Source organism: Cupriavidus nantongensis (genome assembly GCF_001598055.1).
GTDB lineage: Bacteria > Pseudomonadota > Gammaproteobacteria > Burkholderiales > Burkholderiaceae > Cupriavidus > Cupriavidus nantongensis.
In genome coordinates this window covers 919,240-933,320 of the sequence record NZ_CP014845.1, presented here as the reverse complement: position 1 = coordinate 933,320, position 14,081 = coordinate 919,240, and the positions used below count along the sequence as shown (strand labels likewise).

Genomic DNA, 14,081 nt, shown 5'->3' with positions numbered 1-14,081 from the left:
GTACCGCTTCTTCGTCTTGATATGAAATCGATTCATATATTGTTTAAAACTTGTCGCTTGATTCATTTTATGGGCAAACCGACACTGTGCGCCAGACCTCTACCGGAGCAACACCATGGCACGCACCCATATCCTCGGCTTTCCCCGCATCGGCGAACGCCGTGAACTGAAATTCGCGCAGGAAGCGTTCTGGCGCGGCGAACGCACCGAGGCCGAACTGCGCACGGTGGCCGCCGAACTGCGCCGCCGCCACTGGCAGCTGCAGGCCGGGCGCGGCCTGGACACCGTCGCCACCGGCGACTTTGCCTGGTACGACCAGATGCTGAGCCTGACCGCGCTGCTGGGCGCGCTGCCGCGCCGCTTCGGCTTCGAACCGGCGCAACTGACGCTGGCGCAGTATTTCGAACTGGCGCGCGGCAACCGCGAGCAGCCGGCGATGGAAATGACCAAGTGGTTCGACACCAACTACCACTACCTGGTCCCGGAACTGGACGCCGACACTACCTTCGACGGCGGCCCGCAATGGTTCTTCGAGGAAACCGATGAAGCGCTGGCGCTGGGGCTGCGCGCCCGTCCGGCGCTGATCGGTCCCGTCACCTACCTGTGGCTGTCGAAGAGCCATGTGCCGGGATTCGACCGGCTGTCGCTGCTGCCGCGGCTGCTGCAGGCGTATCGCCGCATCCTGGGCCAGCTCAAGTCCCATGGCATCGAATGGGTGCAGATCGACGAGCCGGCGCTGTGCCTGGACCTGGAACCGGCGTGGCTCGATGCCTTCGACACCGCCTATGCCGCGCTGCAGGAGGGCGGCCCGGCGGCGCGCCCGAAGCTGCTGCTGGCGACGTACTTCGACAGCGCCGCCGACCATGCCCGGCGCGCTTGCGCGCTGCCGGTCGATGGCTTCCATATCGACCTGGTGCGCGCCCCTGCGCAACTAGCGGCATGGCAGGCTGCGCTGCCCGGACACGCGGTGCTGTCGCTCGGCGTGATCGACGGTCGCAATATCTGGCGCACCGACCTGCGCCGCGTGCTGGACCTGCTGCGCCCGCTGCACGGCGCGCTGGGCGAGCGCCTGTGGCTGGCACCGTCGTGCTCGCTGCTGCATGTGCCGGTATCGCTGGCGCAGGAAGCGCGGCTCGATGCCGAGCTGAAGTCGTGGCTTGCGTTCGCCACCGAAAAGCTCGATGAACTGTCAGTGCTGGCCCGCGCGCTGAACCAGGGCGACGGCGCCGTCGCCGATGCCCTGGCGGCATCGGATGCCGCGCAGGCATCGCGCCGGGCCTCGCGGCGCGTGGTCAATCCGCGCGTGCAGCAGCGCCTGGCTGGCGTGGACGATGCGATGGCGCACCGCGCCAGCCCCTTCGCCGAGCGCATCGAACGCCAGCGCAAGGCGCTTGCGCTGCCGCTGCTGCCGACCACCACCATCGGCTCGTTCCCGCAGACCACGGCGATCCGCCAGACCCGCGCCGCGTTCAGGCGCGGCGAGATCGGCGCGCTGGAATACCTGGAGCGCATCCGCGCCGAGATCGCGCTGGCGGTGCGCAAGCAGGAAGCACTGGGGCTCGACGTGCTGGTGCACGGCGAGGCCGAACGCAACGACATGGTCGAATACTTCGGCGAGCAGTTGTGCGGCTATGGCTTTACCGAGAACGGCTGGGTCCAGAGCTACGGCTCGCGCTGCGTCAAGCCGCCGGTGATCTACGGCGACGTGTACCGTCCGGAACCGATGACGGTCGACACCGCCCGCTACGCGCAGTCGCTGACCGAACGGCCGATGAAGGGCATGCTGACCGGGCCCATCACCATGCTGCAGTGGTCCTTCGTGCGCGACGACCAGCCGCGCGCCACCACCGCGCGCCAGCTGGCGCTGGCGATCCGCGACGAGGTCTGCGACCTCGAGCAGGCCGGCATCCGCGTGATCCAGATCGATGAGCCGGCGCTGCGCGAAGGACTGCCGCTGCGCCGCGCCGACTGGGACGCGTACCTGGACTGGGCCGTGACCGCGTTCCGCCTGTCGGCCAGCGGCGTGCAGGACCAGACCCAGATCCACACGCATATGTGCTATGCCGAATTCAACGACATCCTGCCCGCGATCGCGGCGATGGACGCCGACGTGATCACCATCGAGACCTCGCGCTCGGCGATGGAACTGCTGGAAGGCTTTGGCGACTTCGACTACCCCAACGAGATCGGGCCGGGCGTCTATGACATCCACTCGCCGCGCGTGCCGTCGGTGCAGGCGATGGAGCGGCTGCTCGACCGCGCCTGCGAGGTGGTGCCGCCGCAGCGGCTGTGGGTCAATCCGGACTGCGGGCTGAAGACGCGCGGCTGGGAAGAAACCGAAGCGGCGCTGGCCAATATGGTCAGCGCGGCCCGCGCGCTGCGCCAACGCCTGTCGGCGCCGGAAATCGCGACATGGAAGCGCGTCGAGCGCACCCCGGCTGCCGGCGCGGCAGCGGTGCCGCACGCGGCCGGCGCCTGCACCGCCTGCGCCACGCAGGCGCACTGACGAGCCCGCTCACGCAGAACACCTTCGCGTAAAAAAACAGGCCGCATGCCCGTCGGGGCATGCGGCCTGTTTGCCTGCCGGCGTCCGGCCGATCAGTTCACGCGCATCACCGGCGGCGGCATCCAGCTGCCGTCCAGCAGCGCCTGTTCCGGCCAGTACGCGCGTAGCATCATGTTCATGCCATCGGCCGGCGCCGGCAGCCAGTTCGCGGCCTTCGCGCCGGCCGGGCGCTCATGCTGGATGTAGATGTCGAGCGAGCCGTCGCGGTTGTAGCGCAGCCGGTCGCGGCTGCCGATGGCGTAGCGGTGGATTGGGTTCGGGACAAAGGCCTGGCGCTCGTTGTACAGCGTCAGCGACCAGAACGCGCGCGCCGGCGGCAGCTGGTTCTTGTCGAAATGCAGCACGTAGCGCGCCCCGCCCTGCAGCGGCTTGCCGTTGGCATCGGTGCGGGTGGAGGCGTAGATCGCGTCCTCCGGCAGGTTGGCGCCCAGGCCCACCCAGGCGGTGACCGCGCGGCGGCCATAGCTGGTGCCGTAGGTGCCCAGATCGCGATGCATGACCCAGCCGTTGCCGGCGTCGGCGCTGCCCTTGCGCGCCGCCTGCTCGATCGCCGCCAGCGCGGCCGTGGCCCCTTCCTGCACGGCGCGCGCGGTGGACGGCTCCATCACCGTGGTCTTGAACGGCACGCCGGGGCGGATGCCCATGCGGCGCATTTTCTCGACCATGGCGCTGTCTGCCGGCGCCGGCGGGTTGGCCGGCAGCAGTGCGGCAAACCGCGTGAAGAATGCCTGCGCGTCCATGGCCGCCACCTGTTCGACCGGGGCGCTGTTGGGGTCCAGCGCGGGCCGCGCCGCGGGCTTGTCCGGTACGCGGCGGCCGCCGCCCCAGGCCGACAGCGGCGTCAGCCGGTACTGGTCCTGCAGCCGGTGCACCGCCGCGAAATCCTGCTTGCCGCTGGCCTGGGTGCGGCCGATCAGCCAGACCATCGAGGTGGGCGAGCGAATCTCCTGCACGCCCTTGGGCAGCGTGCCGCGCCAGTCGGGACCGGTGATGGCGAAATTGCCGCGGCGGGTGCCGGTGGTGCGCTTGCCCGGTGCGGCAAACACATTGGTCCACGCGTCCATCAGCGGCATCAGGTAGTAGCGCCCGTGCGTATCGGGCACCGACAGGATCACCGGCTCGCGCGACAGGTCCAGCCATGCCGACGAGTACAGCGTATCGGCGTTGGGGCTGACCACATCGGTGAAGGTGGCGTCCGGGAAGGTGCGCTTGTGGCTGAAGGTGTTGACGGGCGTGCGCAGCGTCATCAGCTCGCGCGTCACGTCCATCAGCACCATCGGATAGGCAAAGGTGAAGACCTCGGCGGACAAGGCCTTCATGGCCTGGTCGGAGGGCGGCTGCTCGACGGCGGCCGGGTTGCCGGCATAGTCAGGCGCGGTGGCGCAGCCGGACAGCATGACGGCGAGCGTGACCGCGCCCGCCAGTTGGCGAAAGATAGGCTTCATGACCCCGATTCCCAAAGTTCTTGCGTGTTCTTCGGGCATTTCGGCTATGACTGCCGGCATGTCGTCCCGAAGGCGCATCTGTCCGTGGCATCTTGTCCGCGTGCTACGACCCTGTCAATGACTCGAATGCGGGGATCCGAGACCGGGCGCACCAACGGCACGACGCTACGGCGAAGGGGTGCATGATAAGCCACGCGACCGGGCTGCGAAAAGCTCGGCACGGCCTCGGGTCAGCGGGTCAGCGGGTCAGGAAATCGAGCACGACCTTGCTGAAGGCCTGTGCCTGCTCCAGGTTCGAGATATGCGCCGCTTCCAGCTCGACGTAGTGCGCGCCGGGAATCGTCTGCGCCAGGTACACGCCATCGCGCGGCGGCGTGGGCAGGTCGCCGGAGCCGGCGATCACCAGCGTGGGGGTGACAATGCCCGCGATCTCGGCGCGCAGGTCGGCGTCGCGCACCGCCAGGCAGTTGGCGGCATAGCCTGCGGCCGGGCTGGCGCCGAGCATGGCGCGCAGCGACGCCACCAGTTCCGGATGCGCGGCCGCATAGGCGGGCGTCAGCCATTTGTCGACCACTGCCGCGGCGATCGACGCCACGCCGTCGCGTTCGACCGCCGCGGCGCGGTTGGTCCAGTTCTCGGGCGGGCCGATATACGCCGCGGTATTGCACAGCACCAGCTTGCGCAGCCGCGGCGCATGGTTCAGCGCCAGCCACATGCCGGTGATGCCGCCCATCGACAGGCCGCAGAAGCAGGCCTGCCCGATGCCAAGCTGGTCGAGCAGCCCGATCACATCGCCGCCCAGTTGCGCGATGCTGTAGGGCCCCGGCGGCACCGACGACTGGCCATGCCCGCGCGTGTCATAGCGCAGCACGCGGAAATGCTGGCTGAAGGCATCGACCTGCGGTGCCCACATATCCAGGCTGGTGCCGAGCGAATTGGACAGCACCAGCACCGGCAGGTGCTCGGCGCCATCGAGGCGGTAGTGCAAACGGACGTCGGGAAGATCGGCGAAGGGCATGGTGTCGGTCAGTCAGGGATCGCGGGCGGTGTTGCGGCGCAGGCCAGGCTCAGTTCTGCGCGATCGCGGAACCGTGCTGGGCCAGCGGCGTGACCCGGATCTCCATGTACGGGTACAGCGGCAGCGCGGTCAGCAAGGTGTGCAGTTCATCGTTGTCGCTGACGTCGAAGATGCTGACGTTGGCGTACTGGCCCACCACGCGCCACAGGTGGCGCCACTTGCCTTCGCGCTGCAGGCGCTGCGACATGGCCTTTTCATCGGCCTTGAGCTGCTCGACCAATTGCGGGTCGAGCGATGCGGGAATCCTGACGGTCATTTCGGCCATGAACAGCATGGGGTCTCCTGGTATCGGGGTTGGGATGGGCGGCCTGCGCGGGCCGCTCAGAGGCGGCAGGTGCCATCGAGATAGGCCTTGCGCCAGCGCACGATGCGCACCTCGGCAAACAGGCCCGCCGCGGCGAACGGGTCGGCGTCGATAAAACGCTGCGCGGCCTCGCGGCTGTCGACATCGACGATATAGACGCCGCCGCCGGCGTCGGAGCCGTCATCGTTGAGCTTCGCGCCGCAGGCCAGCAGCAGCGCCTTGTTGGCGTCGAGATAGTCCAGGTGGCTGGCGCGGGTGGCCTGGCGCACGTGCTGGTGGCCGGGCTTGTCGACGGTTTCGATCAGGTACGGCATGCGGTTCTCCTGTCAGCCTTGCGGCCGGGCATCCAAGTCAGGCAATCTGCGCGCCCCACAGCAGCATCGCAGCGATATAGATCAGGCCCACCCAGAACATCATGATCACGGTGTAGCCCATCACGTCCTTCAGGTTCAGCTTCGACAGCGCCAGCGCGGGCAGGATCCAGAACGGCTGCACCAGATCGTTCCAGGCGTTGCCGAGCATCACCGACATCGAGGTCTGGCTGACCGAGCTGTTGATGGCCTTGGCCGCGTCGACCATGAACGGACCCTGGATCACCCAGTGGCCGCCGCCGGACGGCGCGAAGAAGTTGATCACGAAGGAACTGACCAGGCCCCAGAACGGCAGCGTCTGCGGCGTGGCGATATCGACGAACACGCGCGAGATGGTATCCACCAGCCCCGAGCCGGCCATGATCGCCATGATGCCCGCATAGAACGGGTACTGCAGGATGATGCCGGAGATGGTCTTGATGCCTTCGTTGAGCTTGGCCACGTAGTTGACCGGCGTGCCCAGCAGCAGCACCCCTGCGAACAGGATCAGGAAGTTGATCAGGTTCAGGTCGAGCGAGCCGCCCTGGGTGAAGTAGATCACGGCATAGGCCATGCCGCACAACCCGATCGCCAGGCTCAGGATGCGGCTGTTGTTCAGGCGCCCGGCCAGCGTGTTCTCGCCGCCGATGCTGTGGGCCGGGCCGGCGTCGGCGGGGGCCGGTTCGTGGTCGCGGCGGATCTCGACCACTTCGGCCGCATGGCGCGGGTGCAGCCAGGCGTTGAGCAGCGGCAGCGTGACGATCACCGCCAGGCTGGTCAGCAGCATCGGCGTCGAGAAGATGGTCTCCGACAGCGGGATCACGCCCATCGCCTTTTCCATCGGGTGCCCCGGGGTCGAGATCAGCACCGGGATGCTGGCCGACAGGCCCAGCCCGTACAGCGTAAAGCCGCTGTAGGCCGAGGCGATGATCAGCGGGTAATGCACGCCGCGTACCTTCAGCGCCAGCTTCTTCGCGATGATGCCGCCGATCACCAGGCCGAAGCCCCAGTTCAGGTAGCTGCCGATGCCGCCCACCAGCGTGGCGACGATGATCGCCGCGCGCGGCGTATGCACCGCGCCGACGATGCGGTCCAGCATGCGGTCGGTCAGCGGCGCGGTGGCCAGCACATAGCCCATCGCCAGGATCACGGCCATCTGCGTGGTGAAGGCCAGCAGGTTCCAGAAGCCCTTGCCCCAGCTGGCGATCACCGCCGGGGCCGCCTGCCCCTGCACCAGTACCGCCAGCGCCATGGTCAGCAGCGTCAGGCCGATGGCAAACACAAAGGGGTCCGGCAGGTACCGGCGCATGAGTTCGGTAAAGAACCCGGCGATCTTGTTCATGACTTCCTTGTCTCCAACGTCGGAAAAACTTACGCCATTAGAACTACAGTTCTATACGCGAACTTCGCAAAGGCGCGTGGCTATGCTAATGGCCGTTCGACCGGTGGGTCAAGGAAATGGGAAGCCGCGATTACCGCTATTTATCGCAATAGTTATGCGCTTGCTCAGCCCGTATTTTCGGCGGAGCGATGGAGCGGCTCAGTACCGCATCTGGACATCGTCGACCTTGCCGGTGCGCGCGTTGTACAGGCAGGCGTAGTGGAAACCGATCGCGGCCGAGCTGTCGTCCGGCTCGAACACGCCTTCGCCGTTGACCGAGGTCTGTGCGTTGGGGCGCTGGTAGTACTGCTCGCGGTCGGCCATCAGCATCACGCTGCCGGGCTGCGGATAGCGGCGCTGGAGCGCTTCGGCCACCGCCGGCTCGCAGGCCGCGGAGGCTGCCCGCGACATGGCCTGGGGATCGACGGTGATGCGGGTGGTGGGCGGCGGCACCGGGCGCGGCGCCAGCTGCGGCGGCGTCGCGCAGGCCGCCAGCAGGCATGCAACCGTCAGGCACAGGTAAGAAGCTCGGATCACGCGGACCTCCTCCGATGGGAGCGCCGGCGGGGCGCTCCGGAAAGTGAAGCGGAGCTATCAGGTTACTGCCTGTAGCCGGAAAAGCCAAAGCCGGCCCGCTCGCGCGCTCCGGTCCCGTGGACCGTGCAGCGGCCGCGGCGCCGGGATTCCCCGGACTTGCGAATCCGCGAACGCGGCTAAACTAGCGCACGCGGCCGCGCCCTGCCCTGCCTTGCCCTGCCCCCGGCGCGCCGCGCGTACAACCACGATGCCGACACAATGACAACCACAGAGACAAGCGGCAACCGCCCCGCCACTCCCACCCCGCTGCTGCGTACGGCCGCCAGCCTGCTGGTGGTGCGCGACGCGCCCGCCGGCATGGAAGTGCTGCTGGTGCGCCGCGTCGAACGCGCCAACGACCGCAGCAGCGGCGCCTACGTTTTCCCCGGCGGCACCCTCGATGCGCAAGACCGGCACCTGCACGCGCACGCGCACGGCCTCGATGACGCGATTGCCAGCGAGCGCCTGGGCCTGCCGGCCAGCGGTCTGGACTTCTACCTCGCCGCGGTGCGCGAATGTTTCGAAGAGGCCGGCCTGCTGTTCGCCTGCGATCATCAGGGACGCCTGCGCTCGCCGCACGAACTGGATGCCGCGCAGCAGGCGCTGCTGCGCGAGGCCGTGCAGCGCGGCGGCCCCGGACTGGCCCACGCCTGCGAGCAGCTGGGCCTGCGCCTGGCGGCGGACCGGCTGGCCTATCACAGCTACTGGCTGACGCCGCCCGGCCTGCCCAAGCGCTTCGACACCCGCTTCTTCGTCGCCATCGCTCCGGAGGGCCAGCTGCCCGTGCCCGACGGCACCGAGATCGTCGAGCACCGCTGGGTGCGCCCGGCCGAGGCCGCCGACCCGGCCAGCGGCCTGCCGATGATGCATGTCACGCGCCGCACGCTGGGCTCGATCGCGCAGTTCGAGAGCGCCGCGGCCTGCTTTGCGTATTTCTCGCAGTTGCGCGGCATCGCCTGCATCATGCCGCGCCTCGCCACCGGCGCCGCGGGCGTGCGCCCGGTGATGCCGAACGAGCCTTGCTACGCCGAGATCGGCCGCATCGATCCCGACGGCAAGGTGCACGGCCGCTACGAGCTGGCGCCCGGCGTGCCGGTGCAGTTGTCGCAGCGCGTGTGGCGCGTCACGGCCAACAATGGCAGCGTGATGACCGGCCCGGGCACCAACACCTACCTGGTCGGCGGCGGCGCGCGCAACGAATGGGCCGTGATCGATCCGGGCCCCGACGATGGCGAACATGTGCGCGCCATCCTCGAAGCGGCGCCCGGCCCGATCCGCTGGATCCTCGCCACGCATACACACCTGGACCATTCGCCCGCAGCGGCGGCATTGCAGGCCGCCACCGGCGCCACCGTGCTGGGACGCGCCGCACCCGCCGGCCCCTGGCAGGACCCCAGCTTCGCGCCGCAGCGCGAACTGCGGCACGGCGAACGCCTGGCGCTGGCCGACGATTGCACGCTGCGGGTCTGCCACACGCCCGGCCATGCGTCCAACCATCTCTGCTACCTGCTCGAGGAAGAAAAGACGCTGTTCACCGGCGACCACGTGATGCAGGGATCGACAGTGGTGATCGGCCCGCCCGATGGCGACATGCGCGCCTACCTCGACTCGCTCGCGGCGCTGCAGGAAGAAGACCTGGAGTGGCTGGCGCCGGGACACGGGTTCCTGATCGCGCGCCCGCAGGATGCGATCCGCATCCTGGTGCGGCACCGCCTGCAGCGCGAGGCCAAGGTCGCCGGCGCGTTGCGCGAACTCGGCCCGGCCGCGCTCGGCGAACTGGTGCTGCGCGTCTATGACGATGTGCCACCGCGCATGCACCCGGTGGCGCAGCGTTCGCTGCTGGCGCACCTGATCAAGCTGCGCGACGAAGGCAAGGCGCGCGAGGCGGATGGCGTCTGGTCGGAAGCCGCGGGTTGAGGCTCGGGTTGGAGCTATAAGCGGCCGTTGAAGATTTTTCGGCAGGGGGCTTGCGCAATTCAATAATTGCGATACAATTGCGCCTCTCGTGTGCGGCTGTAGCTCAGTTGGATAGAGTACTTGGCTACGAACCAAGGGGTCGTGGGTTCGAATCCTGCCAGCCGCGCCACCTATGCAGAAAGAAAAAGGGCTTCCGGAAACGGAAGCCCTTTTTTGTTGCCGCGCGCCTTGCGCGCGACTGCCCCCACCAGCCCTACCACCGATAGCGCGCGCCGACGGTGCCGCTCGGGTTGCGCCCCGCCCTGACCTTGAACCACAGCTTGACGCCGGTCTTGGTATTGCCATGCGCGCCGATATTGAACGAGAACAGTCCGCGCAGCAGGTCGGCATCGATCTTGGTGCCGTTGATATTGATGACCTGCTTGCGGCTCTCCTGCCACCAGTCGGCTTCGACGAACGGATAGATGCCGGCCAGCCGCGTCGGCTGCGCGCCGTACAGGCGCACGCCGATGCCGGTGGCGCTGGCATCGCCGGGCATGGCCTGCGCCAGCTTGTTCGGGTCCGCGCTGGTGCCGGGCTGGTAGGCCAGCTGCAGCCGCGGCTGGATGGTCAGCCCGCCGGCACGCGGCACTACCGCATCGACCGCCAGCGCCATGGTGCGCACGCGGTTGTCGGCAAAGCCGCTGGCGGTGGTGATGTCATCGAGATGCAGCGATAACCGGCGCGCCCGTTCGGGCAGGGCTGCGGTCTCGCGGTCTGCGGCGGCGAGGCCCGGGGCATCGTCATCGGGCCCGGCGCCGAGCGCGCGCGGCAATGCGGAAGAAGATGGGGATGGCGCGGACACCGCCGCGTATTCGACTACCACCGGCTCCACGGGCTGGACCATCCAGCCGCTCGCCTCGGTGCCGTCGGCCAGCAGGCCGGAAACCTGCGCGGGCTCCGCCGGATCGGCCGGTTGCGCTCCTGCCAGGCTTGCCTGCAGCGGCGGATCAGCGCCGGGAGCGCCGTGGAAATCCGGCAAGGCTTCGTCTGCGTGGGCCAGCGCACACATCAGCATGGCCAGCAGCGCGCAGTAATGCAGGTGATGGTGGACGATGCCGGGATGCGCGGCACAGCCGTGCCATCCGCGGTTCGTGCCCGCCTCCCTCTCTCTCGATGATGACAAGACCACAGTCATGGCAACCACCTTCGGGACGTTATCAATGCCTGCCCGATGAGCTTGAGCATAGGTCAATTGCCCCGCCAGCGTTAGCCGCGTATGTTCGGCTGCGCGCGCCCGCGCATGCCTGCAGGCAGGCTCGAGGCCGTCGACACGCTGCCACCCGCAAGCGCCGGCAATCGCTCGCGATCGCCCACGATCGCCCGACAGGGGCACGAGCTGCGTCTGCGATGACGGCCTGGCCGCGGCCATGCGGATAAGGTCGCGACAGACGGGATGCCGGCACGTTGAACCGCCGGTCCGGGCAATGCCCGCAATGTCCGAAAGCTACGGACAAAAAAAGCCCGCTTGCGCGGACGTGGTTGCCATGGAGCATGGCCTGAAACGAAGAAAGGCTCGCTTGCGCGAGCCTTTCCGAATTTTGGTGCCCAGAAGAGGACTCGAACCTCCACAGTGTTGCCACCGCTAGGACCTGAACCTAGTGCGTCTACCAATTCCGCCATCTGGGCTTCGTTTCGCTGCGTTATTGCTGCTGCGATGCGAAGAACGAAATTATGCCGAGTGCAGCGGGTACTGTCAACACCCGCCTGCAAAAAACTTTGTGCCGGCTATGCCGCACCGCCGCCGCGCCGGAAATCCACCTGCGCCGGCCGTCCCGGCAGCGCCAGCGCCGCGGTTGCCGCCGGCATGGTGGCAATGGTCTTGCCGGCGCGCAGCACGCGCAGGCGCGTGGCGCGCAGCCGGATCGCCTCGACCGGATCGCGCGCCTGCAGCAGCACCAGGTCGGCGCGGCAGCCCGGCGCCAGGCCATAGCCGTCCAGCCCGAGGATGCGCGCCGGCGTGGCTGTGACCGCGTCGAAGCAGGCGCGCATCGCCTCCTGCCCGGTCATCTGCGCTACATGCAGGCCCATGTGCGCCACTTCCAGCATGTCGCCGGAGCCCAGGCCGTACCACGGGTCCATCACGCAATCGTGGCCGAACGCCACTGGCACGCCCGCCGCCATCAGCTCGGGCACGCGCGTCATGCCGCGGCGCCGGGGGTAGGTATCGTGCCGCCCCTGCAGCGTGATGTTGATCAGCGGATTGGCGATCGCCGCGACGCCGGCCTCGCGCATCAGCGGGATCAGCTTGGACACGTAGTAGTTGTCCATCGAATGCATCGACGTCAGGTGCGATCCCGCCACCCTGCCCTGCAGGCCCAGCCGTACGGTTTCGCTGGCCAGGGTCTCGATATGGCGCGACAGCGGATCGTCGCTTTCGTCGCAATGCATGTCGACGCGCAGGCCCCGTTCCGCCGCCAGCTCGCACAGCAGCCGCACCGACTCCGCCCCCTGCGCCATGGTGCGCTCGAAATGCGGAATGCCGCCGACCACGTCGACGCCCAGCTCCAGCGCGCGCTTCAGGTTGGTGAGCGCGCCGGGCGCGCGCAGCACGCCGTCCTGCGGGAACGCCACCAGCTGCAGGTCCAGGTAGGGCCGCACGCGTTCGCGCACGTGCAGCAGCGCCTCGATCGCCAGCAGGCGCGGATCGCACACATCCACATGCGAGCGGATCGCCAGCAGGCCGCGCGCCACGGCCCAGTCGCAATAGGCAAGCGCGCGCTCGACGATGGCCTCCTGCGTCAGCAGCGGCTTCAGTTCGCCCCACAGCGCAATGCCCTCCAGCAGCGTGCCCGACTGGTTCACGCGCGGCAGCCCGTACGACAGCGTCGAGTCCATATGGAAGTGCGCATCGACGAACGGCGGCGTTACCAGCTGGCCGGCGGCATCGATCTCTTCGCCCGCACGCGCGGCCAGGGCCGGCTCGACCGCGGCGATGCGGCCGTCGGCAATGCCGATGTCGATGCCGGTGCGCCCGTCGGGCAGGTTGCAATGCCGCAGGATCAGGTCGAGCATGGGTCGTGTCGCGATATCCGGTATGCGTGAGTTCAGGCCAGCGGCACCGGCGCCAGGCCGCAGCCGCGCAGCAGCATCACCACCACATGCTCGGTGGCGTGCGCATAGTCCTGCGGCTGCAGCCGACTGATCCCCAGCACCGCGCAGACCTGCGATTCAAAGTCCGCGTAGGTCTGCGTGGCGGCCCAGATGGTGAAGAACAGGTGCTGCGGATCGACCGGCGCCATCTGGCCGCGGTCGATCCACTGCTGCACCACCGCGGCCTTGCGCGACACCAGTTCGCGCAGGGCGTGGCGCAGCACCTCGCCGATCTCGGGCGCGCCGTGCAGCAGCTCGTTGGCGAATACCCGCGACGCATCCGGATGGCTGGCCGACAGCCGCATCTTGGCGCGGATGTACTGCTCCAGCGCGACCTGCGGCGGCAACTCGGCGCGGATCACGTCGGCTTCCGACAGCCACAGCTGCAGCGTGTGCGCCAGCACCGCGCGGTACAGCGCCTGCTTGGTGCGGAAGTAGTAATGCAGGTTCGACTTGGGCACGCCCGCGCGCATGGCGATCTCCGCCATGGTGGCGCCGGCAAACCCGGCGCGCGCGAACACGTGCTCGGCCGCGCGCAGGATCATGGCCTGGTTCTCCTGCCGGATGCGGCCGCCCGCGGCCGCGCGCGCGGGCGGTGCGCGCAGTGTCGGCGCAAGGCCGGCGCGCGAGTCCATCAGCGCGTGCCGTACAGGCGGTCGCCGGCGTCGCCCAGGCCGGGCACGATATAGCCGTGCTCGTTGAGGGTGTCGTCGATGGCCGCGGTGACGATGCCGACGTCAGGATGCGCGGTGCGCAGCGCGCGCAGGCCCGGGCGCGAGGCGATCAGGCACACATACTTCATGGTGGTGACGCCGGCCTCCTTGAGCCGGTTCAGCGCCGCGATGGCCGAATTGCCGGTGGCCAGCATCGGGTCGACCACGATCACCATGCGCTCCTGGATGTCCTCGGGCATCTTGAAGTAATACTCGATCGGCTCCAGCGTCTCGGGATCGCGGTACAGGCCGATATGGCCGACGCGCGCCGCCGGCAGCAGATCGAGCATGCCGTCGATAAAGCCGTTGCCCGCGCGCAGGATCGATACCAGGCACAGCTTCTTGCCGGACAGCACCCGCGACTGCGTGGCCGCGATCGGCGTGCGGATGGCGATGGTCTCCATCGCCAGGTCGCGCGTGGCCTCGTAGGTCAGCAGCTGGCTGATCTCGCGCACCAGGCGGCGGAAGTTGTCGGTGGTGGTCTCCTCGCTGCGCACCAGCGTGACCTTGTGCTGCACCAGCGGATGGTCGACCACCATCACGCCGGACAGGCTGGCAGGGTCGGCGGGGTCCGGCGTGCGCGCCTCGACTGCGGGAACAGCGGTCATGTCGTTCATGG

Annotated in this window: 12 protein-coding genes and 2 tRNA genes; 3 read left to right on the top strand and 11 right to left on the bottom strand. The window is 68.5% G+C overall.

All coding sequences use genetic code 11. From position 1 onward, the window contains the following. Nucleotides 1-115 precede the first annotated feature (115 nt). On the top strand, nucleotides 116-2,506 hold the full coding sequence (gene metE, locus A2G96_RS25450) for a 5-methyltetrahydropteroyltriglutamate--homocysteine S-methyltransferase (RefSeq protein ID WP_062802969.1): 2,391 nt from the start codon (nucleotides 116-118) through the stop codon (nucleotides 2,504-2,506). Nucleotides 2,507-2,598: 92 nt separating this feature from the next. Here metE and A2G96_RS25445 read toward each other — a convergent pair whose 3' ends face one another. The 6 genes from A2G96_RS25445 to A2G96_RS25420 form a co-directional block, all read right to left on the bottom strand. Next, nucleotides 2,599-4,011 (bottom strand): DUF1254 domain-containing protein, encoded by a 1,413-nt coding sequence (locus A2G96_RS25445; protein WP_062802968.1) that lies wholly within the window; start codon nucleotides 4,009-4,011, stop codon nucleotides 2,599-2,601. 238 nt (nucleotides 4,012-4,249) lie between these two features. Beyond that, nucleotides 4,250-5,029 carry a 3-oxoadipate enol-lactonase gene (gene pcaD / locus A2G96_RS25440; RefSeq protein ID WP_062802967.1) on the bottom strand — a complete coding sequence of 260 codons (780 nt, stop codon included), beginning with the start codon at nucleotides 5,027-5,029 and terminating at the stop codon, nucleotides 4,250-4,252. 49 nt (nucleotides 5,030-5,078) lie between these two features. Next, nucleotides 5,079-5,363: a muconolactone Delta-isomerase gene (gene catC, locus A2G96_RS25435; RefSeq protein ID WP_062802966.1), complete on the bottom strand. Its 285-nt coding sequence runs from the start codon at nucleotides 5,361-5,363 to the stop codon at nucleotides 5,079-5,081. Nucleotides 5,364-5,410: 47 nt separating this feature from the next. Next, on the bottom strand, nucleotides 5,411-5,707 hold the full coding sequence (locus tag A2G96_RS25430) for a YciI family protein (RefSeq protein ID WP_062802965.1): 297 nt from the start codon (nucleotides 5,705-5,707) through the stop codon (nucleotides 5,411-5,413). Nucleotides 5,708-5,744: 37 nt separating this feature from the next. Beyond that, entirely contained in the window at nucleotides 5,745-7,085 is a 1,341-nt protein-coding gene (locus tag A2G96_RS25425; RefSeq protein ID WP_062802964.1) for a short-chain fatty acid transporter, read from the bottom strand. A gap of 198 nt (nucleotides 7,086-7,283) precedes the next feature. After that, a complete protein-coding gene (locus tag A2G96_RS25420) occupies nucleotides 7,284-7,661 on the bottom strand; it encodes a hypothetical protein (RefSeq protein ID WP_062802963.1) in 378 nt (125 codons plus the stop codon). 258 nt (nucleotides 7,662-7,919) lie between these two features. Between A2G96_RS25420 and A2G96_RS25415 the strand changes: the two genes are divergently transcribed. Further along, nucleotides 7,920-9,617: an MBL fold metallo-hydrolase gene (locus A2G96_RS25415; protein ID WP_062802962.1), complete on the top strand. Its 1,698-nt coding sequence runs from the start codon at nucleotides 7,920-7,922 to the stop codon at nucleotides 9,615-9,617. Nucleotides 9,618-9,709: 92 nt separating this feature from the next. Next, a tRNA-Arg gene (locus A2G96_RS25410) sits at nucleotides 9,710-9,786 on the top strand. 84 nt (nucleotides 9,787-9,870) lie between these two features. Here A2G96_RS25410 and A2G96_RS25405 read toward each other — a convergent pair. From A2G96_RS25405 to upp, 5 genes are all read right to left on the bottom strand, one after another. Then, nucleotides 9,871-10,794, bottom strand: coding sequence for a hypothetical protein (locus tag A2G96_RS25405; RefSeq protein ID WP_062802961.1), 924 nt, complete (start codon nucleotides 10,792-10,794; stop codon nucleotides 9,871-9,873). Between the two features lie 404 nt (nucleotides 10,795-11,198). Continuing rightward, a tRNA-Leu gene (locus tag A2G96_RS25400) sits at nucleotides 11,199-11,285 on the bottom strand. A 99-nt stretch (nucleotides 11,286-11,384) separates the two neighbouring features. Next, the gene (locus tag A2G96_RS25395; protein WP_062802960.1) at nucleotides 11,385-12,671 is read right to left on the bottom strand and encodes an amidohydrolase family protein; all 1,287 of its coding nucleotides are present in this window, start codon (nucleotides 12,669-12,671) and stop codon (nucleotides 11,385-11,387) included. A 32-nt stretch (nucleotides 12,672-12,703) separates the two neighbouring features. Next, nucleotides 12,704-13,384 carry a TetR/AcrR family transcriptional regulator gene (locus tag A2G96_RS25390; RefSeq protein ID WP_062802959.1) on the bottom strand — a complete coding sequence of 227 codons (681 nt, stop codon included), beginning with the start codon at nucleotides 13,382-13,384 and terminating at the stop codon, nucleotides 12,704-12,706. Further along, nucleotides 13,384-14,079 (bottom strand): uracil phosphoribosyltransferase, encoded by a 696-nt coding sequence (gene upp / locus A2G96_RS25385; RefSeq protein WP_082819099.1) that lies wholly within the window; start codon nucleotides 14,077-14,079, stop codon nucleotides 13,384-13,386. The genes A2G96_RS25390 and upp overlap by 1 nt, the downstream gene beginning before the upstream one ends. Nucleotides 14,080-14,081 lie beyond the last annotated feature (2 nt).